The 24010-nt window shown below is 29.0% G+C and carries 19 protein-coding genes and 1 pseudogene; 14 read left to right on the top strand and 6 right to left on the bottom strand.

The genetic code is table 11. From position 1 onward, the window contains the following. The first annotated feature begins 64 nt into the window (after positions 1-64). From AC0L3M_RS05295 to AC0L3M_RS05275, 5 genes and pseudogenes are all read left to right on the top strand, one after another. On the top strand, positions 65-1942 hold the full coding sequence (locus AC0L3M_RS05295; RefSeq protein ID WP_473432095.1) for a CocE/NonD family hydrolase: 1878 nt from the start codon (positions 65-67) through the stop codon (positions 1940-1942). Between the two features lie 47 nt (positions 1943-1989). Continuing rightward, positions 1990-2829: pseudogene (locus AC0L3M_RS05290) on the top strand (YifB family Mg chelatase-like AAA ATPase); the annotation flags it as partial. Positions 2830-2891: 62 nt separating this feature from the next. Then, the gene (locus AC0L3M_RS05285; RefSeq protein ID WP_473432094.1) at positions 2892-4598 is read left to right on the top strand and encodes a recombinase family protein; all 1707 of its coding nucleotides are present in this window, start codon (positions 2892-2894) and stop codon (positions 4596-4598) included. Positions 4599-4770: 172 nt separating this feature from the next. After that, entirely contained in the window at positions 4771-5940 is a 1170-nt protein-coding gene (locus AC0L3M_RS05280) for a phosphoribosyltransferase (protein WP_473432093.1), read from the top strand. A 104-nt stretch (positions 5941-6044) separates the two neighbouring features. After that, positions 6045-6839 carry a DNA-processing protein DprA gene (locus AC0L3M_RS05275; protein WP_473432092.1) on the top strand — a complete coding sequence of 265 codons (795 nt, stop codon included), beginning with the start codon at positions 6045-6047 and terminating at the stop codon, positions 6837-6839. 73 nt (positions 6840-6912) lie between these two features. On the opposite strand, the gene AC0L3M_RS05270 is transcribed toward AC0L3M_RS05275, so the two are convergent. Continuing rightward, a complete protein-coding gene (locus tag AC0L3M_RS05270) occupies positions 6913-7536 on the bottom strand; it encodes a recombinase family protein (RefSeq protein WP_473432091.1) in 624 nt (207 codons plus the stop codon). Between the two features lie 305 nt (positions 7537-7841). Continuing rightward, positions 7842-12047, bottom strand: coding sequence for a DEAD/DEAH box helicase (locus AC0L3M_RS05265; RefSeq protein ID WP_473432090.1), 4206 nt, complete (start codon positions 12045-12047; stop codon positions 7842-7844). 194 nt (positions 12048-12241) lie between these two features. Here AC0L3M_RS05265 and AC0L3M_RS05260 point away from each other — a divergent pair, with 194 nt between their 5' ends. Both AC0L3M_RS05260 and AC0L3M_RS05255 read left to right on the top strand, forming a co-directional pair. Further along, entirely contained in the window at positions 12242-12424 is a 183-nt protein-coding gene (locus AC0L3M_RS05260; protein WP_473432089.1) for a helix-turn-helix domain-containing protein, read from the top strand. Beyond that, the gene (locus AC0L3M_RS05255) at positions 12417-12911 is read left to right on the top strand and encodes a hypothetical protein (protein WP_473432088.1); all 495 of its coding nucleotides are present in this window, start codon (positions 12417-12419) and stop codon (positions 12909-12911) included. The genes AC0L3M_RS05260 and AC0L3M_RS05255 overlap by 8 nt, the downstream gene beginning before the upstream one ends. Positions 12912-13015: 104 nt before the next feature. On the opposite strand, the gene AC0L3M_RS05250 is transcribed toward AC0L3M_RS05255, so the two are convergent. Both AC0L3M_RS05250 and AC0L3M_RS05245 read right to left on the bottom strand, forming a co-directional pair. Then, positions 13016-14044, bottom strand: a complete 1029-nt coding sequence (locus tag AC0L3M_RS05250) for a hypothetical protein (RefSeq protein WP_473432087.1) — start codon at positions 14042-14044, stop codon at positions 13016-13018. Positions 14045-14051: 7 nt separating this feature from the next. After that, positions 14052-14486, bottom strand: a complete 435-nt coding sequence (locus tag AC0L3M_RS05245; RefSeq protein WP_028284068.1) for a lipocalin-like domain-containing protein — start codon at positions 14484-14486, stop codon at positions 14052-14054. A 178-nt stretch (positions 14487-14664) separates the two neighbouring features. Between AC0L3M_RS05245 and AC0L3M_RS05240 the strand changes: the two genes are divergently transcribed. The 5 genes from AC0L3M_RS05240 (at position 14665) to AC0L3M_RS05220 (ending at position 20208) form a co-directional block, all read left to right on the top strand. Then, the gene (locus AC0L3M_RS05240) at positions 14665-14907 is read left to right on the top strand and encodes a helix-turn-helix domain-containing protein (protein ID WP_036597659.1); all 243 of its coding nucleotides are present in this window, start codon (positions 14665-14667) and stop codon (positions 14905-14907) included. A 346-nt stretch (positions 14908-15253) separates the two neighbouring features. Next, on the top strand, positions 15254-16144 hold the full coding sequence (locus AC0L3M_RS05235) for a hypothetical protein (RefSeq protein WP_473432086.1): 891 nt from the start codon (positions 15254-15256) through the stop codon (positions 16142-16144). 47 nt (positions 16145-16191) lie between these two features. Beyond that, the gene (locus AC0L3M_RS05230) at positions 16192-18663 is read left to right on the top strand and encodes a hypothetical protein (protein WP_473432085.1); all 2472 of its coding nucleotides are present in this window, start codon (positions 16192-16194) and stop codon (positions 18661-18663) included. Continuing rightward, the gene (locus tag AC0L3M_RS05225; protein ID WP_028284066.1) at positions 18656-19105 is read left to right on the top strand and encodes a response regulator; all 450 of its coding nucleotides are present in this window, start codon (positions 18656-18658) and stop codon (positions 19103-19105) included. Before AC0L3M_RS05230 ends, AC0L3M_RS05225 begins: the two co-directional genes overlap by 8 nt. Continuing rightward, positions 19102-20208 carry a PleD family two-component system response regulator gene (locus AC0L3M_RS05220; RefSeq protein WP_473432084.1) on the top strand — a complete coding sequence of 369 codons (1107 nt, stop codon included), beginning with the start codon at positions 19102-19104 and terminating at the stop codon, positions 20206-20208. The genes AC0L3M_RS05225 and AC0L3M_RS05220 overlap by 4 nt, the downstream gene beginning before the upstream one ends. Here the strand turns inward: AC0L3M_RS05220 and AC0L3M_RS05215 are convergent. Together AC0L3M_RS05215 and AC0L3M_RS05210 are read right to left on the bottom strand one after the other, a co-directional pair. Then, positions 20203-20541 carry a hypothetical protein gene (locus AC0L3M_RS05215; protein WP_473432083.1) on the bottom strand — a complete coding sequence of 113 codons (339 nt, stop codon included), beginning with the start codon at positions 20539-20541 and terminating at the stop codon, positions 20203-20205. The two genes, AC0L3M_RS05220 and AC0L3M_RS05215, sit on opposite strands and share 6 nt — an antisense overlap. After that, positions 20534-20971, bottom strand: coding sequence for a 5' nucleotidase, NT5C type (locus AC0L3M_RS05210; RefSeq protein WP_473432082.1), 438 nt, complete (start codon positions 20969-20971; stop codon positions 20534-20536). Before AC0L3M_RS05210 ends, AC0L3M_RS05215 begins: the two co-directional genes overlap by 8 nt. A gap of 616 nt (positions 20972-21587) precedes the next feature. On the opposite strand from AC0L3M_RS05210, the gene AC0L3M_RS05205 reads away from it, so the two are divergent. Together AC0L3M_RS05205 and AC0L3M_RS05200 are read left to right on the top strand one after the other, a co-directional pair. Continuing rightward, positions 21588-22967, top strand: a complete 1380-nt coding sequence (locus AC0L3M_RS05205) for an Eco57I restriction-modification methylase domain-containing protein (RefSeq protein ID WP_473432081.1) — start codon at positions 21588-21590, stop codon at positions 22965-22967. Next, a complete protein-coding gene (locus AC0L3M_RS05200) occupies positions 22960-23943 on the top strand; it encodes a BsuBI/PstI family type II restriction endonuclease (protein ID WP_473432080.1) in 984 nt (327 codons plus the stop codon). Before AC0L3M_RS05205 ends, AC0L3M_RS05200 begins: the two co-directional genes overlap by 8 nt. The last annotated feature ends 67 nt before the right edge of the window (positions 23944-24010 follow it).

The raw sequence follows: 24010 nt of genomic DNA, 5'->3' as shown, positions 1-24010 counted from the left end.
ATAGTAATGTAATTTCAATTTAGTAATAAAATACCTATCTTTAGTTTTTTAAAATCAAAAATTAATGAAACGTATTCTTCTTTTACTAGCCATAACGCTAGTGTTTTCGTCTTGTAAAGACCAACTAAAATTAGACACCGCAACTTCTGAGGTCGCAAAAGACACATTTATTGTTGCTGAACATTACAATAAAAAAGAAGTGTCAATTGCTATGCGTGACGGGACAAAATTACATACCACAATTTATTCGCCAAAAGACACTTCAAAACAATATCCTATTTTAATGCAACGTACACCTTACAGTTGCAGACCTTATGGCGAAAACGAGTTTAAATCTACAATCGCTCCGAATCAATATTTAATGAAAGAAGGTAATATTGTGGTGTATCAAGATGTACGTGGACGTTGGAATAGTGAAGGTGTTTATGATAACATGAGAGCCTTTATTCCAAACAAAACAGGCGAGCAGTTTGACGAAGCTAGTGATACGTATGATACTATTGATTGGCTAATTAATAACGTAGAAAATAATAACGGTAATGTGGGGACTTGGGGAATTTCTTATCCAGGTTTTTACACAACTTATTCTGCATTATCAGGACATCCTGCTTTAAAAGCAGCGTCGCCTCAGGCTTGTATTAGTGATTTCTTTTTTGATGATTTTTTCCATAATGGTACTTTTTTATTAAGCTATTGGAGAGCAACATCGCTTTTTGGACACATGAAAGACCAACCAACAAAGGAAGCATGGTATAAGTTTCCGGAGATTGGTACAGAAGATCAATACCAATTTTTTTTAGATGCAGGACCACTTAGTAATTTAAACAAATATTACGGAGAGGACAATGTGTTTTGGAATCAAATAAAGAGCCATCCAAATTATGATGAGTTTTGGCAGAGTAGAGGCATTATTCAGCATTTAAAAGATATCAAACCAGCAACTTTAATTGTAGGAGGTTTGTTTGATGCAGAGGATTTATACGGACCGTTTAACACGTATAAAACTATCGAGAAAAACAGCAAAAACTATAATGGTGTTGTTTTTGGACCTTGGAGTCATGGTGATTGGGCTAGAAATAAAGAACGTCAAGTGATTGGAAATATTCATTTTGGAGATAATATTTCGGATGATTTCCAGAAAAATATTGAAACTAAATTCTTTAATCATTTCTTAAAAAATAATGGCGAAGGGACTTTAGACTTACCTGAAGCGCACTTTTTTAATACAGGAACAAAACAATGGGCAGATTTTACAGCTTGGCCACCAGAAAATAGTGTTAAAGAAAGCTATTTTATGCAACCAGATCAACGTTTAACGCAAAAAGCAAATCGTATGATTGCTTCAAGCGATTTTATTAGTGATCCTAAAAAGCCTGTACCTTATAGTGAAGATGTAAAAGTAGTATTTACACCACGTAAATTTATGACCGACGATCAACGTTTTGCATCAAGACGTCCTGATGTTTTAACTTTTGAAACTGAAGTTTTAGAAAACGACATCACTTTAGCAGGCGATATTTTAGCTAAACTACAGGTGTCTACAACAGGTACTTCTGCAGATTGGATTGTTAAGGTTATTGATGTTTTTCCTGCTGACACAGAAAATACTGAAGACGTACAAGACCACTTAAAATTAAGTAATTACCACATGCTAATTAGAAGCGAAACCATGCGTGGACGTTTTAGAAATAGTATGACTAATCCAGAACCTTTTGTACCAAATCAAAAAACAGCTGTAAACATAACGTTGCAGGATGTGTTACACACCTTTAAAAAAGGACACAAAATACAAGTACAAGTACAAAGTACATTTTTTCCTTACATAGATATCAATCCACAAACGTACGTGGATAATATATTTGAAGCTAAAGCTTCTGATTTTAAAGCGCAAACGCACAAAGTTTACAACGATTCTGCAATAGAGTTTACGGTATTAAAGTAGAGTATTGAAACTTTTTTCCTACTTTTATTATCTAAACTAACCATTTTATGCTAAGAAAAGTTTTTGGAAGTGCTGTCTTTGGTGTCGAAGCCACAACAGTAACCGTAGAAGTTAATATAGATAGTGGTATTGGATACCATCTTGTTGGGCTTCCGGATAATGCCATTAAAGAAAGTAATTTTAGGATTGCTGCTGCACTTCAAAATAATGGGTATAAAATTCCAGGTAAAAAAATAATTATAAATATGTCACCAGCAGACCTTCGTAAAGAAGGATCTGCTTATGATTTGACTTTGGCTATGGGTATTTTGGCTGCGTCAAAACAAATAGCTGCGGATAATTTAGAGGATTTTTTAATCATGGGCGAGTTGTCCTTGGATGGTACTTTACAACCTATAAAAGGGGCTTTGCCAATTGCAATCAAAGCCAGAGAGGAAGGTTACAAAGGTTTTATACTACCTATACAAAACGTAAAAGAAGCAGCAATTGTTGATGGTCTTGAGGTTTATGGAGTAGAAAATATAAAACAAGTCATTAATTATTTTGATAAAGGAGAAGCTTTAGAACAAACTATAATTGATACAAGAAAAGAATTTGAAAAAAACTTAGACTTTCCTGAGTTTGATTTTAGTGATGTAAAAGGTCAAGAAAGTATAAAACGTTGCATGAAAATTGCAGCAGCTGGTGGACATAATATTATTTTGATAGGTCCTCCAGGAGCAGGTAAGACTATGTTAGCAAAGCGTTTGCCTAGTATTTTACCACCAATGACTTTACATGAAGCTTTAGAGACTACAAAAATACACAGTGTAGTTGGTCGTGTTAAGGACACTGGTTTGATGGCTCAAAGACCCTTTAGAAGTCCGCATCACACCATTAGTGATGTAAATAATATGTTGTGGGGGTAAGTTGTTTGTTGTAGGTTTGTGTAAATTAAAGACTCTATTCCATGTTAGCCATATACACAAGACTATCTAAAGAAGATACAGATTCTACTTCCATTTTAAACCAACAAAATGAAGGAGTCAAGTTCGCTGAAAAACAAAACATGTCTTATAGACTATTTGATGAAGGTGAAGGGATTTCAGGTACTTTACCCATGGAACAACGACCTGTTCTGATGGAGTTGGTTTCACAAGTTTCTTCTAAACATATTACATCAATTTGGATGCGGAATCAAAACAGACTATCTAGAAACGAACAAACATACCATGGTTTTATAGCTATAATGATGAAGTATAAGGTGAATTTATACTTCGATAGTAAGTTGGTCGATTTTTCAGACCCAACGCAGAGTCTAATGGGGTCTATCATATCTAGTATAAATACTTATCAAGCAAAACTTCAAGGATATCAAACTAAGAAAGTACTAAAGAACAATGTTGAGAAAGGTAAAGCTTGGGGAGTAATACCTTATGGATATACTACAGATGAAAATTCTATGTTGATGATTGATGAAGATGAAGCAAAGGTTGTGAAAAGGATTTTCAATATGGCTCTTAATAATCATGGTGCTAGATATATTTCAAATCAATTAAATAAAGATGATGTACCTACAAGATATAATAAGATAGGTAAACCAATTAAACGTAGGAATAAGTACACAGGTAAAATCTCAATCCAAGACCCTAGTTCTATTAAATGGGTCGATAAAACAATTGTTGACATTCTAGGAAATAAATGGTTTATCGGTGAGCGCATATACGGTGGTATCAAGTATAATACACCGAAGATTATTGATAAGAATTTATTTGATGATGTTCAAAGTATTATCAAGAAAAGGAAATATAAACGAAAAGGGGAAACTAAATACAATTACCTGCTTAAAGGAAAAATACGGTGTACTTGTGGTAAGAACTATTATGGCAAAATCAAACCGAATAAAGGGGACTATAATTATATATGTTCTTCTAACAGGAACACCCATACTAAGTGTGGTGCAAGTGGTATAAACATATTTAAACTAGAATCATTCATTATAAAACATCTTTTCAAATCAAATGATTTAATGAATCACTTGATGAAAGTTGTTAATAATACCGACTTTATTTCTGATTATAAAAAAGAATTAGAATCGATTAATGCCGAACATAAAAAATTAGAACGTGCTGTTAAAAAATATGCAAAATTACTAGTGGATGAATTAGATGGTGATACAACCATACTTGATTTTTATAAGAAGTCTAAAGTTAAACTTGAACAATTGACTGATAAAAGGGACAAAGTACAAAATAAGATTGATATTAACTCATCTTCTAAAGGTCTTGATGATTATGAACAACTTTATAAGAAGTTTAATAATCCGAAATATAAATTTAAAAAAGAAGATTTTAATGTTATTCGTGATGCTGTGTGTACAATAGTTGATGAGATTATTATAGATTCTTATAAGAATGCGAATAATCAAGTTTGTTTTGATTTGAAAATGACTTATAATTATATAGACACTTCAAGAAATGTTGTTGTTTGGAGTACGAAAAGACCTCTTAATAAATGGCATGTCATTATTAAGATTGATGATGTTAATGCAGAATTATTAAGTGATGATATGATAAGTTTTCTTAAAGCTATTGGTTCTGATTTAGATGGTAATATAATTGAGAGTTCTTTTGAAACAATCACTGTAACTAAAGATGAAATGTATAAGTTTAACTAGTACATTAAATTATTATGTTAAAATATTTATTGGTAATGTAGGAGCAATTTCATACAATACTATTGTGTAAGATAATTCAAATCCTTAGTTAACTAAGATAAATGATAAAATATACTTTCGAATAATTAAAATATTATAAATTAGTGAATGGGAAATTAATTATAAGCCAGTTATGAAATTAATAATAGCATCTGTAGATTCGATATTTAAGAAAGGTACTACCGAGTACTTTGATGGCATTAAAGACGCTTTAAAAATATTTGAAAACCATCAAGAAGGTAATAAAGTTGTCATTATATCTATAAATAAAAATCTGTTAGACCAGTTACCTAATGACTTTCAAAAACAACTAATAAGAAATACTCTTAGAAGAAGAGGAGAATTAATAAATATTATTGTTGAAAACACAAAATTTGACTTTAAAGATATTTTCATTCTTGGGTCAAAGGATACAGATATGCAATTAGCTGCAAACGCTAAACTTATTCTCTTGACAGCCGATTATGCCAAAGAAAACAATCCAGATGATAGAATTTATACAGAAGGATATGGAATCGGAATTCTCAGCCCCGAAAGACTGGTAAACTTTACAACTAATTACCTTGATATTGATAAGCCTTGGTTTTATTCATTAAAAATTAATGATAATGCGAGCTTGTATGGACTTACTGATGCAATGACAAATAATCAGCCTGATGCAGAAGTTAAAGTAATCTGCGAAGAACTTAGAACCTTTTTAAAACAACATAATATAAGAAACAAAAGCCCTTTCTTTATTTATTCTTTATTGAGTATATATCAGTTGTATAAAGAAATGGAAGATGTTAAATATTGGGGATATTATCCATCTTCTAAAACAGAACCAAATCAAGACCTTTTTGAATTAAAAGAGATTTTAAGAAAATCGTTTAACTCATCCCGTAACCAATATGATATTTTAATTAGACATAAAAATTCAATTGAACGTAAGAAAATGAGTGCGGCTAGCAGAATTTCTGACGGTTGTAATTCTCAGTTTGACTCTATATATTTAAATCCATGGTTTAAAGGTAATATTGAAAATACTCATGTATGTATAATTGATGATTTTACTAATCATGGTACATCTTGTGAAACTACACGAATTTTACTAGAAAAAGCAGGAGTTAAAAGAGTCACTTTTATAACTCTCGGAAAATTCAGATATGATTATAAAATGTATGATTATGAAATAGAAGGTGATATATATAAGCCAAACGGATATACGTTCGAGAAGAAATCAGAAGCAAAAACGATAAAAGGTTTAGTAAACAACAAATCGTCTAAAGAATTATTGATAGCCCTAAAGGATTTAGTTAATTGAAAGTAAACATATCACATAAAAATATTATCATTCTTACATATCTTACTAATTATAATATTAGAGTGATTAAGGATTATATATCCCTGTATAACAATTTTGATGTTTTGTTAGAAGTAATATCTAAAAATTTCAATTATACAGACAAAGCTATACTAGAAGCTAAATCAAAAGCTTGTACAAGTATTGACAAACTTAAATATCACGATATACAATCTATATCTATCTATGATGATAATTACCCTAAGCTTGTTAAGAGAATTGCAGATGCTCCCCCAATACTATATTACAAGGGGCAATTGAGAGATTGTGATTTATCAGCTATTGTCGGTAGTAGAAATGTTTCAAAACATGCAAATAAAATAACTTCTGAGATAACTGATTGGTTAAACGAGGTCAACCATGGTGTTGTATCTGGTCTGGCATTGGGAATAGATTCTTTTGCACATAAAAGAGCATTATTAAATAATCAATATACTGTAGCTGTATTACCAAATTCACTGGATTCTATATATCCATCGGAGAACTATGATTTAGCTAATCAGATTTTGGATAAAAAAGGATGTCTCATTTCCGAAATGATTTTTAACATCAATAGAGGTAAGCGAAGTTTTGTTCAAAGAAATAGAATTCAATCAGCTTTGTCGCAAGCAGTGATTCCAATTGAAATGGGAATTAACTCAGGAACAATGCACACAATAAATTTTGCTAAAAAGTATGGTAAAAAAATAATGTTGTTCAATCCAACTCCGATGTTAAAAGATATGAATGAATACGAAGGAATACTGCATTTAATAAATAACCCTCACAAGAACCAGAGAATTTTTAATAACAAAGAGGAGTTTATACTGCGAATAAATTCTAGCCTCAGAGATAGTCAAATAGGAATGAATTTTGATTAACTATGTTCTTATATAGACAGAAAATAAAAATCTTTTAAATAAGATGTTTTTTTATAATCAATGTTTAACTTATTTAATATGTAGAAGAAACATTTGTCATTGCTCCCTTTACCTTATATATATAATTAGGTGAACATTCAACAATCCTTGCAATCTTTCTGACACCTATATCTTCATTAAGCAACGTCATTATCTTTTGAACCTTAGGCTTCGATAAGAAGGTCTCAACACTTTCTGTGCTACCAGTTTTTCGTCCTTTATATTTACCATCTAATTTAGCACGTTCAATTCCTGCTAATGTTTTTTCTCTAGTCTGGTGATATTGGAACTCACTTATTGAGCTTAAAATATTAATTAATAAATTAGACATTACGCTCTCTTTACCATCGATAAGAGTAGTTATACCCTCGTTTTGTGATGTGATAGGCACATTATAACTATGGATAGTTTTAATGGTTTTAAGCATGTCTTCTAAGTCTCTTCCAAGGCGGTCGATACGAAGAACGATTACTTGATTTATCTTACCGTTTGCAATATCATCAATGAGACGTTTACCACTTGGACGTTCAAGGAATGGGATACGCCCGCTGACACCTTTATCCTCGTAAATTTTCCAACCCTCTTCAATTTTATCCACCTGTGTTCCTATGTTCTGGAGATAGTGAGAGGTTCTCATATAATATGCAATTTTGCTCATAAAATGTTATTAATTTAGGTTGTGTTAAATAATAACACTAATATAGTGATAATTCCCTGACAAGTGTATGTTTACGGCATTTATCTTATGGTGATTATGTATATTGAATAGAGTAGACTTATAAATAATAACATTACAAATCTTGACCTGTGATTATACTTTAATTAGTAATCTAAAAGCACAGGTCACAATTTGTAATACAAGTTTTTAATTTAATTATTAATACAGAGTGTTTATGACTGCCATATAATTGGTATGAGGTTGCTATCTATATTAATAATGGATAGTTTGCTCAATTAATTAAATTATATAGGAATCTTTTTTATTACCGTATAATTCCTACAAGAATTTAACTTATCTGTTTTATTAAAATTATTCAGTTTTTCAAAGTTGTAATTTTGAGGACTCACCATTTTAGATAAAATACCTTTATCACTTAATTTTGAATGTAATAATTTCATGCTTTTTTCTATTATCACATCTTCTGTTCCGTTGTTAATAATTGCATAGCAAAATTTACTTCTTTTATTCTCAGGTTTTTCTCTAAAATCAGATAATTCTTTATTGTATTTTAAACAAAAATCGGTTATACTAATGGATACGGTTTTGTTAGAATTAAAGTTATCCTTTTCTATTTTATAATCAACTAATATATGTTGATTCAATCCTTTTTTAGGATATTTCTCAGAAAGCTCCCTAAGAAGTTTTTCAAATAAATCTGCATTACTTAAAGAGTTACTATGCATATCAAACCCTAAAAAACTTAAAATAAGGGAATCATTGACATCTGACTCAATTTTCCAATTACTCTCTAAAATATTCAAACTCTCTATTTTCAATTCTTCCCTATCTGTCTTTGAGGTAGAAGTTTTATATAATTTGAGAAAAGAGTCATTAACTTTATTGATAATATGTTCTTTAAAAAAATGTTGAAATTGTGGTTCACTTATAACCTTAACATTTTGATAATTAGCTTTTATTAATTCATCAGAAAGATTCTTTGAAAAATGAGAGCTTATTTCATTTGGTATAATTGAATTAAGGGTGTTTTTTAAAGTTATCTTATTAATACAATCTCCTTTTGAGCTAATAACACTGTCTGTCATTTGTGTTATTATGCTATCTTCATGAATGGTTTTATAAGTGTTTATATAATCTACAATTCTTTTGTCTATTGCTTTTTTACTTGATGTATTAATAATAAAATTGAAAACGTCTTTAAGTTTATCTTTTTCCCTGTAATAATACATTAAGGTGTTATAACTCCTTCTTATTTTTTGTAATAATGGATGAAAAGCAGAATGATACGCACATTGATAATACCTAATTTCGTCTCTAATTTGTAGGCTATTCTGGTCTAAACTAAATGTAGGCTCTATTTTATCAGCAGTTGATTGTAGTCCTTTTTCAAAATAAATTCTTTGACCTATATCTAAAGTTAGCAATTCATTAATGACATTCAATGAAAATTCGTTTGATAAATCTCCTGTTTTCAATTTTGAGTTTCTTGTATCTGAATTCAACACATAATAAACCTTACAGTCATGAGTTACTGCTTGTTTAATAAAGGTATCCAATCTCTTTTGTTCTGTGATTAACTGCTCATTTAGTTCAAGTGTAGCTGTTGCACAATCTGATACTTCTTCAAAATGACTAAAACTCACCTCACTATATTTAGTGCTTTTTGCTAGCGTTTTATTTTCATAAGTTTTATCTAATATATTCTTATCAAAGATAGAATTGACTTCATCGTTTTTGATTGCAGGTTTATTAATTTTGAACAAATTAGGATTTGAAGTATCCATCAAATTAGAGAAACAATGTATTTCAGTTAATCTAGAACGGTTTCTAAATAATAATTGAATTTGCCCTATAGCTGTGTCATAGCCATTATTAGAACTATAATCAAAAATAAAACTTACCCCTTTTTCTACCCCTGATGATATGTTTACACCAACATTTAATACAGAGGTACTATACATTACATCTACATTAAGATTTTCATTTTTCACTAATTCTTTATAAAGGTCTAGCTCTTTTGATTCTGATGAAACATAACTTCTTGAAGGAGGTTTAATCCCCATATCATTACAGTATTCCTCTAACTTGTTCCATTGTAAATTTATTTGATTTTTATTTTCACAAAAAATTACAACTTTCTTTCCTTGGTCTAAATCAGATACTACTTGCTCAAATATTTGTATATCTTTTTTTACCCTCTCTGTATGACTAAAATTATGTATATATAAAGATGGAATCTCTTTATGAGATTTGACAATATTTAAAAGTTTAAAATCATTTCTATGATATTTAGATATTGTCAATAATTCTATACTAGGAGTTGCAGATAATAAAATAAATTTTGCCTCTGAGTTTTCTTTTTTAACTTCTTCAATTTTTAAAAATGATTTTGGAATTGCTTCTCTATAAGAATCTGAAGTTAATAAGTGAGCTTCGTCAAAAACAATGTAATCATATTTAGAAACTAAATCATTTGGAAGATGAACAAATTGGTCATAGGTTAAAATTACAGATTTAAGATTATTTTTATCATCATATAATTTTTCTGAATTATTGCCAATTGACTGAATATATTCAATACCATCATTAGTTTTAATTTTTTTATCTCCTGTAGACGCAACTATTTGACATAAACCATTTGCTGTTAGAGCTTGTTGTTCTACCATCATTTTACGAGGTACTATAAATAAAACACTAAAATCTTTCGTTAAGCCATCTATATTAGGATTGTTTTTACCCAGAAAGGTTGTTGTTTTTCCTAATCCACAACCTGCATATATATAGTTTATATATGATGTACAATTGTTGATGATTAAATCTGTTGTTAAAAATCCTTCAACCTTTAAAGTTGTACATATATCAGTATTTTTAATTATGTCAAGGACAGGATATTCGTAACCTGTGGATTTATATGTTCTATGAAGAGATAATTCAATATCACGTTCTATTATTCCTAATAATTCTTTTGCAGTAGTATCTACAACTTCAAATTTACCATTATCGTCAATATTAAAAGAAGTAAAAATTGTATTTGAACCAATGATTTCATTTAACTCTACTAATGAGTAAGCTTTTTCAAGACTCTCCATTGGATGGTCATAAAATTTATCTTCATCATCAATCAATTCCCAATTATTTAGAGCAGATTTTGAATCAAATACATCTTTGTCATTTTTTTCTTCATAAATACTCTTAACATTATTATAAGCCTCTCTGGAATCGCCATTAAATTCAAGTTGAGACAATAAATCAAATGAGGTAGAACCCTGAAGACTTTCAGAGAAACATTTAAAAGTATTGTACTTATTTGACAGTGATATAGAATCATTTTTCTTACCTGTCTTTGATAATTTAGAAAATCCTTGAGAATTTTCTTCTTTAGTTATTTCATATCCATTGTTCATGAATATTTCATGACAGAAATGTTCCTTGTTATATTTTTTAATTAATGGTTGATTGTTATATTTTTGATTATAAACATCATCTGTGTATGTGTATGTTGATTCCTCTCTTTTATTTTCATGTTTAACTTCATTTAGTTCTTTATCAAATTCAATAGACTCAATTTTAAATTCGATAGCATCTTTATTTAATTCTATTTTATCCCAATTATATCTGTCATTGTTACTATAAAACTGAACAGGAAACGAACGTCCTTGAGTAAACTGAGCTTGAGCTTCATCAAATTTAATTTTACAAGGTAGGTCTAGTTTATTATTAATGTAATCATAAACTGCAATGCCCATACTTTTATGACGTCTATTGTTAGTTACATTCGCTAAACTAGGAACATACATAATACCACAAATACCAAGTCCACTTGCTGACCTAGCTGTTATTAATGCGATAGTTTTTAAATACTCAAACACTTCGGTATTTAACTTATTAGGTATTCCATCGCTTGTATATAGTTTTATGTTTTCTTTTGCCTTAACATCTATATCAAAAAATAAAAATGGAGACCCCTGACAAATAGAATTAGATTGTGTACTTATCCCTCCTTGCATTAATCGTTTTGAAATAACTAATCCCTTGGCTTTGTAATTGTACTTTGGAGGTGTTTCGAAATCAAATCCTTGTTTAATAGACTTGTTCTTGAGATTTTCCAATTCCTTTTTCATAGAATAATGATGAGAAATATTTTGAGCAGAAAATGCATTTAAAGCTATAAGCAACTCATTAACACTATAATGCGCATATACACCATCAACATGAAAATCTTTTTCCTTCCTAGTTCTATGCTTTTCTATTTTTGCCTCATGTTCGAAGATGGATAATTCAGCTCTTTTAGCCTCCTCTACTTCGGACTGAAATCTATATTTAAGAGAAGTACTTCCGTAGAATAACACTTTACGACCAAAATCCTCAATATCTTTCTTGAATCTAGCATTGTAGTCAGTAAAGTATTTTTTATCATAATCAATTGGTACATAGTCATTTTTATCTTTTCTAACTGATGTTATTTTAAATTGAATGCTTTTATGTGTCATATTTATATTGTTGCAAAAATTTAAGGGTTACGTTTCATGAATACTTCCAAAATTCAACCCTTGCTAAAGTAATATTTTGAAAATATAGTTATTCACTAATTATTGATTCTTATATCTAAACTTATCTACTTACTACTAAATCATATTAGCTTAAAGTATATATATAGTATAACGCAATAAGAAATATAACAAATATGAAAGAAAAATTATATACACGTAAAGAGCTTCAGTCTTATTTTTCAGTATCTATATTCACAATAGACAACTGGATAAAAAAAGGAGAGTTAAAAAGTTACAAAATCGATAATACCGTAAGAATATCTGAAGGTCAATTATCAGAATTTCTAGGAAATATAAAAAACAATAAAGATGAATAAAGTAGAAAAAGCAAAAGAAATATTATTTAAAATATTAAGGGAAGAAGACATGTCTGGTGATTCTTCGGAAATAGCACAATTCCATTGGAAACGAAATTATGGTGTTTATAAAGATTTACCTTTTTATGAATCTGATAACTCTTATTATTTTGAGGAATCTAAAGGTATTATTCCTTACAATGAAAGGAATGAACATTGTGTAGATTATCTTGAATGGTTTAAACCAGAATTTGATAGAGGAAAATTATTATTTGTTCCACATATTACTATATTTCATAAAGGAGCTGTAAAATATGTTCTTATTATAGTCGATGGTAAGGATACACCACATTCTGAGTTAAAGGTGATGGATGATTTTTTCTCTGGATATTGGAATTGCTATCAAATAGAAGCAGATGATATTTTAAATTGTGAAAATTTAGAATCTATTGATAGGATAAAAGTTAAGACGATTGTGGATTGGTGGGGAGAAGATATAGGAGAATAATAATTCAGCTATCTTATTCCAGAAAAATTATTAAAGAAAAATTTGGTACAAAAAAACCACTCAAATACTGAGTGGTTTTTTTGTTTTAAGCTTTGATTATTAATCTACAATCCAAAGAGTATAACAGCACCTCGTAAAACTTGATTAAATTGAACCATGACTTCTTTTGTGTCCATGTCTAACAGTTGCATAAAGTCGTAATAGTTGTCATCATTATTATCATATAATGCTTCTACTTTTTTCTGAAGAGCTTGCCCCTTTTTAGTAGCGTCATAAGCTGTTTTAGTTTTACTTCTATACTCCGCTATTTTATCCACAAGATAATTCATCTCTTTCTTATAGATTTTCATTTTGTTAACGATGGTTTTTTCTTTAGAAGTAAGTTTTTTAGGTTTACGTTCTACAGCGTAAGGGTCATAAATATCAATATTACTATTATAAAAGTCCGTACCAGAGCCATCAACACTTTTAAAATAATTATAGATGCTATATTTAGAATAGTCTTTATCTCCTTCTAGTATTTGGTCTTTGTAAGTATTGTCGTCAGGATTATAAGAATAAGAGACTTTTATTCTGTCTGCTATGTAATAATCTCCTTTTATATTTGATTTGTCTCCCAAATAAATAAGCTTCTTAAATGTTACTCTCTTTTTAGGGATTTTATTTAGCAGTTCATTTTCTGTTAAATGTTTTGCATTCAAATTTGTCCCTTCTATTTTCTTAAGCACTTTTTTACTTTCTTCTAATAAACTGGGACTATTAAAATCTACTCCTACAAAGTGCCATTTTGATTTTAATCCATTAAAGTAAGGTGCATATTTTGATAGAATTTCTGATTTTCTAATATTCAACGATTTTCTAAGTTTTCGCCCCTCTTTACCCTTTAAAGTTTCAGCGTAATCTAAATCAATTAAAATATCTTTATAATTTACTATAAACTCTTTTACGCCTTCATTATAAATACCTTCATACATTGGGTTTTTAATTTCCGCATCATAATCAGGCATATACAATGTCACTTCTTCTATGGTGTAAACACTATATCTACTAATGTCTCTAAGTTTAAAAGTTTCTTGACTAATACCCTGTAAGTAATTGAATAGAAGTAGAACAATTAAAATTTTGTATTTCATATTTATGTTAATCTATTTTAGTGTATGTTTCTTCTACTAAGATTCCGCCATCATCAAAACTAATTATTAAGGTAGTGTCATTTAATTCATTTACTTGATAAGTGTCTGTTGATGCATCATCATAAGCAAACACAAGCGACTCTGCATTTATCGTAAAATCACCATAATCAAAGTCCTCATTGCAATTATCGTCAAAATATCTTTCTGTAAACATATTGTCTTCATCAAAAATGTAGCGTTCTCTTTGATTGTTACAAATTACTTGGGTTTCACTATCAACTCCGTCATGTGTAACATTACTCTCTTCCCATGTTCCTTTTAAAAGGTCTAGTTGTGTTGTTGGTTCTGCTCTTTGCTCGGTTGTATCGTCATCAGAACAAGACATAGTAAATAAGCTTGTTGCCAATAAAAGCATACTAAAAGTGATTGGGTTGTTTTTCATTATTATAATTTATTGATTAATATTTTAAGGTTTTCAAATATATTAAAGCAGGTTTTACCTTCTTTATGGTTTTCCGTAAAACCAAAGTTTAATTACACAAATGTAAAATAAAAAAAGGTTGTATTCAACCCATTGCATACAATTGGTTAAAAGTAACTAATTGTAAGCAAATTTGAATATGATAAAAAGAGAGCGAAAAAAAGACATTCCCGAATTTTGTATTCAGTTAGGCAAACACATTAGGACTTTGAGAAAAGAAAGGAATTTATCCATTGAAGAAATTGCTTTTAAAGCAGAAATTGATGCGCAAAACCTTAGGAAATATGAACTTGGCAAACAAGAAATGAAAATTTCAATGCTAAAACGTATAGCCAATGCTTTTGATATTTCAACCTCACAACTTCTGTCTTTTGATAAGTAACATATAACTATTGTTTTTCTTTTTAAATTGTAATTTGACTAGATTTAAACAATAAATTATATCTTTAACACTCCCTTAATTACTCTAATAGTTTTATGAATATAAATTCTATTTTATTCAAAAAACGTTCTAACGATGTTTTTGAAGAATAGATGGAAGTCATTATGGCAAGAGAAGACTATTCTAGAGAATAATCTGAAGACGACACCTATTTTTAACTTCCAGAAGAGTCTAAATTGGACACTCTTAAAAACAACCCTAAAGAATTGATATTATTTTAGATATAGAAATAATTAGATGATAAGACACATGGGCTGAAGTTGTAAAAAAATACGTTTATTAAAAAATGAATTATAGAAAAAAAGTAAGTGAAATATTAAGAAACAGAGCCACAACTCTACCTCAGAAAATTGACCAAATTAAGCGTAATGTAAATTCAGGTCAATTTAAAGAAGCTCTTTCTCTTAATCCCTCGTTCAAACAATTTTTATACAAAACCCCCTATTTTAAATCAATTGAAGATATACAACTGAAAGAGCCTTTTACTTTTTCTGAAGATTTGAAGATTGAGTTTAGATGGCTAACTAATATTTTAGAAAATTATTTTGGAGAAATAAATGAGTTCATAAAATTGAAAAATCATTTTGAGACACAATTAATATTAGATAAGTATGATGAAGCCAGATTAATAGTTGAAGAAATAGAATCTAAATTTGGAATTAGCCTTTGGAGTATTGAAGCTAATTTATTGTTAGAAGATAATATAAATGGGACTGAAGCCAATTGGAATTTGCTAAGTAATTACCTTACTAAGATTAAGAATCCTATTTATGAATTCATCATTAACTCCAGTAGTAAAAGAGTTGAATCTAAGATGAATTTTGAGAGCTTTTTAAATCAATTTCAAAATGACATTGACACTATAAATGCAGATGGAATGATTGAAGATTTTTTTGTATTTAAAAATTTTAATTATCCTTATTACGAGTATTCTTATAAAAATTTAGAAAGTGTTTATTACGTAGCAAATACACTATCTATAGTAGACCAATATTTGATTTTAATTGATGCTATTATTTACAATATACACAATGTAAGTAAATACGATAGATTCTATCAAGTCTTCCTTAAAAAAGCTAAAACAATTATTCATAATGACGGTAGACTAATAAATCTTTATAATTTAGTAAATGATAAAGGCGATTATGATAAAGCTAATGACAATGAACTTTTTTAAATTGTTCGAACTCTTATTACAAGGGGTTATTTAAAAAGACTCTTGAATTGTCTACAGAAGGATTAAAAGAAAACCCATTAGAGTTTGAATTTTACGAATTTTACTGCAAGTCTTTAATTAATTTAGAATCCGATTTTATTGAGATAGGTATTAGTGAAGGTGTTGACAAAATTCTTTTTAGTGTATTTCAGATATTTAGGTTTGAAAATGATGAAAAAGAACATTTTGATTTCCTGTTAACAATTGCATTAAAATATATGAACACAAGTTTTGGGAAACAAGTATTCAGTTTACTTTCTGAAATAGAAGCAAATAACAATAGACACTATATTAGAGGTTTGTTTTCATCTAGTTATACAACATGTAAATTTCTTTTCTTCCATCATACAAGGGAGAACATTATAAAAAATCTTGAACCTGTTAGAGATAATTTATCATTCCAAGTAGCTGAATACAAATTAGGTCTAAACACCAATTTAAAAGGATTGATTTCAAACGATTATAGACAAAATAAGACTTTTGAAGCTATAAGGTATTTTAGTAAAAAAGAATATGCTAAAGTTATAGGATTATTAGAAAATGAACCAAAACTTGATGCAGTTAATTATTATAAAGAAAGAAAAGTTAGTTTGCTTTTCAGCGCTTATCTTCATCAAAATTTAATAGGCAAAGCATTAAAATTATATGGACTTGTTTTTTTTGATGAGAATTTTAGTTCAAGAAAAATTAACACATCCCTTTTATTTACTAAAATTAAAGAGTGTAAAAATAAACAAGAGTTTGAGGCGCATATTGAGTTGCCTATAGTGATGTCATTACACAGTAAAGAGTTTGACCTTTATGAAATTTATGATGATTTTTTATTCGCAAATGATATTGAAGACCTTAAAGATTTAGATATTAAATCTTTTGTACATCGTTTTGGTTTAAGAAAAACTATCTATTTCCTTGAAAATGTATCAATAATTGACACCATTAAATATTCTTCAGACTATGGTTCTATTAGCGAAGTTGAGGAGGATAGAGTTATGGTACTTAAGATTTTGATAAAATTAAATAAAGGTTCCAAATTAGAATATGAAAAGGAAATAAATGAAATATTAAGAATCAATTCAGTTAGAAAAGTTTTAAAAGAGGTAGATGAAGGACGATTATATATTGACGTGGACAACCTTAAAAAGAATCAGATTAAAAAATTTAAAGATGATTTTAAAAGATTTAAAGAAATAGAACAATCCTCATCAGTTCAAAAATTAATTAGTTTTAACTCTTCTAATAAACAAAACTGGGACACTTTATTGTCTTTTAGCAATACCGAAGTTAACTCATTTAACTCGGCTGAATATTTAGCTTTTAAGAATATTTATTTAGAATCAAGAGAAAATTTTTTATTCAGTAAAGAACATGGGCTTGATAGTTGTCTAAGTACAAGAATTCGCCATGGGGCTCTCAAAAATCATTTAAGAAGTGTTTTTGAAAAATTAAATTTAGTTACATCTAAATTAAAGAGTGAGTACAAAGACAATGAAGTTTGGGAGCAACAATTAAATAATAATTTTGTAGAAAATATTAGAGTTCAAAAAGCATTAAAGAGCTTCTCAGCTGAAATAGATGAATACACAATATTCATTGTTGATAAGCTTATACAAATTAGAACTGAAAAATCTATTGATAAAGAATACGGGATTTTTGAATTTTTGACTAATGATGAAGTTCTTCTAGATTACTACATGAGAAATAAGGCAAATTTTGATAGTACTGAGAAAATTATTGATATGTTATTAGTCTCTTTAGTAAATCACACTTTAATTACTCTTCAAGAGGATATTGTAAGCAGGTTTAATGGAGAAATCAGACAAGTATTTCAAAGTATAATTGATAAATACATCCAGGAAATAAGAGGGTATAATTTACCTCCAGATTGTGAGCTAATACCAAATTTAATCAAATCTGGTACTGAAATTCAAAAAGAATTAGAAGTGATTTCAAATTGGTTTTATTTAAATACTACAGACTCTAAATCATTACTGAGTATAAAAACAGTTATTGATGCAAGTATTGTTTTAACTAATGGTATTAATCCAAATTTCCCTATTCAACCAATAGTAAAATGTAATATAGAGCCTTTTGGGGTTTATTCTAGTTTAATCTTTGTTTTTAATATTTTTTTAAACAATATCATATGTCACTCAAAATTAAGACCAGAAGAAACATGTATTAATATTACTATAGAACAATTTGAAGATTCATTCGCAAAGGTCTCCTTTCGAAATAATTTAAAGAAGGGTCATGACTATTCGTTGAATTTTAATAGACTACAAAAGGTTAAAGACAATTGGAATGACCATACTAATATCGATAGGTCAAATAAAGAGGATAAGAGTGGGTTTGATAAAATAAAAAGGATTTTACTATATGAGACTTATTCTAAAACAGATAAATTCGACTTCAGTATTTCTGAAGATGAATTATCTATAGATTTATTCTTTAAAATAACAAAAACGAATTCTAATGAATAAAGTATTAATTATAGAAGATGATGTAACTAAAATTGCTCGACTAGTTAAGTATTTTTCTAAAGATGACATCACTTTAGAAGAATCATTTCAAGGAGGTGTTACCAAATTGAAAAACAATTTTAAAGACTATGATTTTTTAATTTTAGATATGACTATTCCTTTATGGGAAAAAGGCAAGAATGATTTAGGTGGTAATTATGAGCAATTTGGAGGAGAGAAAATTCTTCGGGAAATGAAAAGGAAGAAGTACTTTTTACCTACAATACTGTTTACGATGTTTGATGTTTTTCCCACAAATAATGGAGCTATAACATTTAAAGAACTAGATAAAAGGTATAAAGAATCTTATGAAGAGTTTTATATTGGTGCAGTTCTTTTTAAGACAAATGAAGATAATTGGATTGAGAAATTGAATGAATTGATAATCAAGATAAAAAAATGAGTTTTATAAGTATTCTTATAGTTGACGATGATATAAACAAAATCACTTCGATTATAACCGCAATAAAAGAAGAGGTTACGGAAACTTTATCTATAAACCAAGCATCTTGCGTTCAAGAGGCAATTGAATATTTACAAAGAAAGGAGTTTCATCTTTTAATTACTGACTTAAAAATGCCGATTAAACATGATGATTCACCTGATGATTCAGGAGGAGAGTCATTAGTAAGAAGTTTGTATAAAAGGAGAACAAAAGCAAATGTCCCAATGTACATTATAGGTTTAACTCAATTCATAGAGTTAAAAAAAGACTTAAAGAATGTTTGGAATGTTTGGTATTATGATGCAAGTGAAGAGAAATGGAAAGATAGTTTAAGAGATTTAATATTTCATATCAGTTTAGTTAAATCAAGGATAAACGTCGAAAAAATAGAAACCTTATTTGTAGAAGGAACAACTGATAAGAAAATAATTGAATTCACTATTTCAAAGTTTTATCCTGATAAACAAAAGCTATTATTCATAGACACTATAAAATATGGAGGAGGAGCTTCTTGGGTTGAAAGGCAGTTATTTATTTGGGGGAAACAGTTAGCTATAAAACCAAATGATAAACAATATTTAAAAGCAATTGGACTATTTGATGATGATAAAGCAGGTAAAGATTCAATTGATAAACTAAGAAGTCTTATCGATATAAACTCTGCTGAATCTAAAACATTTCTAATAAGAAAATGCAGCGCTAAATATTCTCCAATATTAAAATCCATAAAGAAAAAGGGGATTACATTCCCTACTGTTATTGAGGATTTGCTTTCTGAAGGCATTTGGGAACAAGCTAAAACGAATGGGTGGTTAGAAAAAAGAGATTTAACTAAGTTGGTATTTGATGATACAAAAATTAGTATATCGATTAAAAAGGATATTACCGAAAAGGAATTAGAGAAATTAGGATTTACTAATTTGGAATCTCTTATTATTTTATATAAAATCGATGATGATTATAAAAAAACATTTGCAAACCTAATTCTTGAATTTGAAAAGGAATCACTTATGCCCATGAAGTATCTTGTAGATGATTTTTTTGAATCATTAAATTTATAATTTTAATAGGTCTTTAGGGAAATAATAACTAGCAGAATACTGTAGTTCTTCTCCTGTATTTACAAATTCACTAAAAGCTTTATTGTACCATGATGGGTCGGAGGGCTTACATGAATAGTCATCATATAATTTCACACCAAAATAATGATTATCAGAATCCCATGGTTCGATTCCGTATATACCAATTCTTAAATTCTCTACTCGAGATAAAAGAACTTTAAAATCTGATTTTGTAAAATAATAAATTGAAGATGCATCCCAACCTGTATTTAAATTAGTTAGTCCTTTGTAAATATTTTCTGTTAAGAATTTTTCTTTTTGTTTATCAGTCATCTATAGTCTCTTTTTTAAGTAAATAATCTACAACCAAATTCCAATTTTCAAAATTCTTCTGACCAAAATGGATATGTTCTCCAGAAAAACGGTCTACACCATTAGCTAACCTATCATCAATAAGATAATGACCTATGTTTAAATGTTTATTATGTGATAATATTAATCGCTTATAGGCTAATTCAGGTAAATACTTTTTAACCCATGCTACTTTTTCTGATGCTGCTGTTTGGTTGTCCCAAGGGCTGGTGGAAAGAATGTATACATCAAAATGCTTTGCTAATATTTCAAAGGATTTAATTGCGTTCTTCATTGGTTTCATAAGAGAAAAAATCCCTTCTATGTCATCCATATTATTTTTAAATTTCTCCTTTACAGTATCGTCTAAAAAAGGGAACGCTGAACGGAAGTCTACCAATACATTGTCCATATCAATGTAGAGGATTTTTTTGTTTGTTTTATTCAAATATTACTCTTTTTTGTTAGTCTTAAAAATACAAAAAACTACACAAACATTATAGCAAACTATCCGTTTTAATTTTTGATATTGTTTGCCATCAACGCACATGATTTGGTGGCAAATAATGCCATTACTTGCAAGTTTGCCGTCTTTTAGCTAGCAATTTTATGGATATTGACAGATTTATGACATATACTTCTTTGGTATACTATTGAAATATAGATTTTTAAAGGCAAATTATTTGTTTCTGGCATGTTGATGGCACGTAAGTGGCATCTGTAAAAAACTAATAATAAGGGTTTTGTTGTCTGTCTGCCATATAGTAAAAAAGCATAATTATTTTTGATACTTTACAAATACACTTTAAAATTATTATTCAAAATAATGTATTTTGTTAGACACTTAATTTGGTTCTTAGTTTAACATATTTAACTTTGTAATATTCCACTAAGTATTTCACAAATCTCAATAAGACAAAATTTGATTTCAGAATTAAGGGTTAAGCAAAAGGAGTATTCTAAAAAAAGGTAAAGAATCTCAAAAAGAACTAGGTCAATATTTTACGGATGCACCTATAGCTTCATTTATGAGTTCGCTTATAGATGTTGGGTCTTTAAATCCCGAAGATGTTAAATTATTAGACTGTGGTGCAGGTCATGGTATGTTAACTGTCTCAACTGCTCTATTTTTATTAGATAATGATATTAATAATATTAGTGCAACGATTTACGAAATTGATAAGGATATAATCGATGAACTTCGTAAAATTTTAAATGATGTTAGTGTTATATTTAGAGATAGAAGTAAAATTTTTAATTTTACTATAATTAATAAGGATTTTGTAAGCTTACGACCAGATTTGCAGGATGAACAAAGGTTTGATGTATCGGTTATTAATCCGCCATATTTTAAATATTCCGTAAAAAATTCTATTTATTCAAAGAAAACAGCAGACCTTTTTAAAGGAGACCCTAATATTTATGCATCATTTTTGGCTGTAACGTTGTCGTCAATGGCTGTGGGCGGTCAAATTATTGCTATAACACCACGCAGTTTCTTAAATGGTCTTTACTTTAAAGGTTTTAGAAAATATATTTTAAATAATTCTAAACTTGAATTAGTGCATATATTCAAGTCTAGAAAAGATGTATTTGTTGATTCTAAAGTTTTACAAGAAAATATCATTTTTAAAATTGTTAAGAATAATGATACGTATTCTAAAATAAAAATTTCGAGTTGCTTCGGTACTTCTGATTTAGAAAACTCAATTCTTGTAAAATATCCAAAGAGTATCATAGTGGATAAATCTAATGGAGAAGAAATAATAAGAATACCAGAAAATCAGAATGATTTTGATATATTAAAAAAAGCTGAAAACCTTCCATCTTCATTTTCACAGGAGGGGTATTCCATATCTACAGGTCCTGTAGTTTTACACCGAACTAGACAATACCAATGTCTTAAACACAATGAGAACACTGTACCTTTATTAAAAGCTCATAATGTTAAAATTAATGGTGTTTTATGGAATGGTGAGGATAAAAAAGATTTTTCTTTTAAGCTAATTGATGATTATAGTAAGCACATTTTACCTAATAAGAAGTATGTTATTTTGAAACGATTTACTTCAAAAGATGAGAAAAGAAGACTTGTAGCGAGTGTATATAATCCTTATAATTTTAATGATTATATCGGTGTAAGCAATAAATTAAATTACATAAAACGGAAGGATTCGGAGTTATCAGATGAAGAAGCCTTGGGGTTGTCTATACTATTTAATTCTGAGTTTATGGATAATTATTATAGATGTATTTCGGGTAATACACAAGTTAATTCTACGGATGTTCGTATAATGAAAACACCAACTAGGAGTGAAATTATAGCACTTGGTAAATCAGCTGAAGGAATAAATAATTTGGACTATAATACTATTAATATTTTGATAAACAACATTTTAAATGACTGATAAACAAATAGAAAAGTTAGAAGATGCTAAAGCTATTCTAAAAGCTTTAGAGTTACCGAAAAAGCAAACAAACAATCGTTCTGCTTGGGTATTTCTTGCATTGGCAAACATTATTCCTTCAATAAAATGGAACGAAGCTAAAGCATTACTATTACCTACCCATGCTATTATGGAGTTTATAAGAGTGCATTATGATATGGATTATAAACCAAATAGTAGAGAAACTATAAGAAGGCAAACTTTACATCAGTTTGAGCAAGCTCGTATTATAGATAGAAACCGAGATAATCCTAAAAGAGCTACAAATAGTAAGGATAATAATTACTCTTTAAATAAGGAGATAATTGAAATGCTACAAAATTATCCTGATGGTGATTGGGAGACCAAAATAAAAGAGTTTTTAGTTCTGTCACCTAGTTTGCGAGAGGAATATCAAAGAAAAAGGAAATTGGAAAAGATACCTGTAACGCTTCCTGACGGTAAATTAATTACACTGTCACCAGGAAAACATAATCAACTACACGCTGATATCATTCACGAATTTTGTCCGAGATTCGTAGGTGAAGGTGGAATTGTATTATATATAGGGGACACTGCAAGTAGTAGAATTGGTGAAGGTGGTAAATTAATGCACTTAGAAATGGAATATCTAAAAGAGCTAGGAGTTTCGCCTATGTCTCACGATAAACTACCTGACGTTGTTGTTTACGATAGTGAGAGGAAGTGGTTGTTCCTAATTGAAGCCGTTACTAGCCACGGACCTGTTTCTGCTAAGCGTTGGACAGAACTAGAAGAAGCTCTTAAAGATTGCAAAGTTGGTAAGGTGTACGTTACTGCATTTTTAGATAAAAAGGAATTTAAAAAGAATGTCAGTGATATTGCTTGGGAAACAGAAGTTTGGATTTCAGAAAACCCTGACCATATGATTCATTTTAATGGTGATAGATTTTTGGGACCTCACGTTAAGCAGGTTTAAAATCTTTATAGGTAGTGTTGAGGAGTTTTGAATACAAGTGATTTTTATGATTTTAGGCTTAGTTATT

The organism is Olleya sp. KJ81-1 (genome assembly GCF_055808135.1).
This window is presented reverse-complemented; position numbering and strand designations above follow the sequence as displayed.

Coding starts and splice junctions, on each gene's coding strand:
- AC0L3M_RS05295 (WP_473432095.1), top strand. CDS start 65: ATGAAACGTATTCTTCTTTTACTAGCCATAACGCTAGTGTTTTCGTCT.
- AC0L3M_RS05285 (WP_473432094.1), top strand. CDS start 2,892: ATGTTAGCCATATACACAAGACTATCTAAAGAAGATACAGATTCTACT.
- AC0L3M_RS05280 (WP_473432093.1), top strand. CDS start 4,771: ATGAAATTAATAATAGCATCTGTAGATTCGATATTTAAGAAAGGTACT.
- AC0L3M_RS05270 (WP_473432091.1), bottom strand. CDS start 7,536: ATGAGCAAAATTGCATATTATATGAGAACCTCTCACTATCTCCAGAAC.
- AC0L3M_RS05265 (WP_473432090.1), bottom strand. CDS start 12,047: ATGACACATAAAAGCATTCAATTTAAAATAACATCAGTTAGAAAAGAT.
- AC0L3M_RS05260 (WP_473432089.1), top strand. CDS start 12,242: ATGAAAGAAAAATTATATACACGTAAAGAGCTTCAGTCTTATTTTTCA.
- AC0L3M_RS05255 (WP_473432088.1), top strand. CDS start 12,417: ATGAATAAAGTAGAAAAAGCAAAAGAAATATTATTTAAAATATTAAGG.
- AC0L3M_RS05250 (WP_473432087.1), bottom strand. CDS start 14,044: ATGAAATACAAAATTTTAATTGTTCTACTTCTATTCAATTACTTACAG.
- AC0L3M_RS05245 (WP_028284068.1), bottom strand. CDS start 14,486: ATGAAAAACAACCCAATCACTTTTAGTATGCTTTTATTGGCAACAAGC.
- AC0L3M_RS05240 (WP_036597659.1), top strand. CDS start 14,665: ATGATAAAAAGAGAGCGAAAAAAAGACATTCCCGAATTTTGTATTCAG.
- AC0L3M_RS05235 (WP_473432086.1), top strand. CDS start 15,254: ATGAATTATAGAAAAAAAGTAAGTGAAATATTAAGAAACAGAGCCACA.
- AC0L3M_RS05225 (WP_028284066.1), top strand. CDS start 18,656: ATGAATAAAGTATTAATTATAGAAGATGATGTAACTAAAATTGCTCGA.
- AC0L3M_RS05220 (WP_473432084.1), top strand. CDS start 19,102: ATGAGTTTTATAAGTATTCTTATAGTTGACGATGATATAAACAAAATC.
- AC0L3M_RS05215 (WP_473432083.1), bottom strand. CDS start 20,541: ATGACTGATAAACAAAAAGAAAAATTCTTAACAGAAAATATTTACAAA.
- AC0L3M_RS05210 (WP_473432082.1), bottom strand. CDS start 20,971: ATGGACAATGTATTGGTAGACTTCCGTTCAGCGTTCCCTTTTTTAGAC.
- AC0L3M_RS05205 (WP_473432081.1), top strand. CDS start 21,588: ATGAGTTCGCTTATAGATGTTGGGTCTTTAAATCCCGAAGATGTTAAA.
- AC0L3M_RS05200 (WP_473432080.1), top strand. CDS start 22,960: ATGACTGATAAACAAATAGAAAAGTTAGAAGATGCTAAAGCTATTCTA.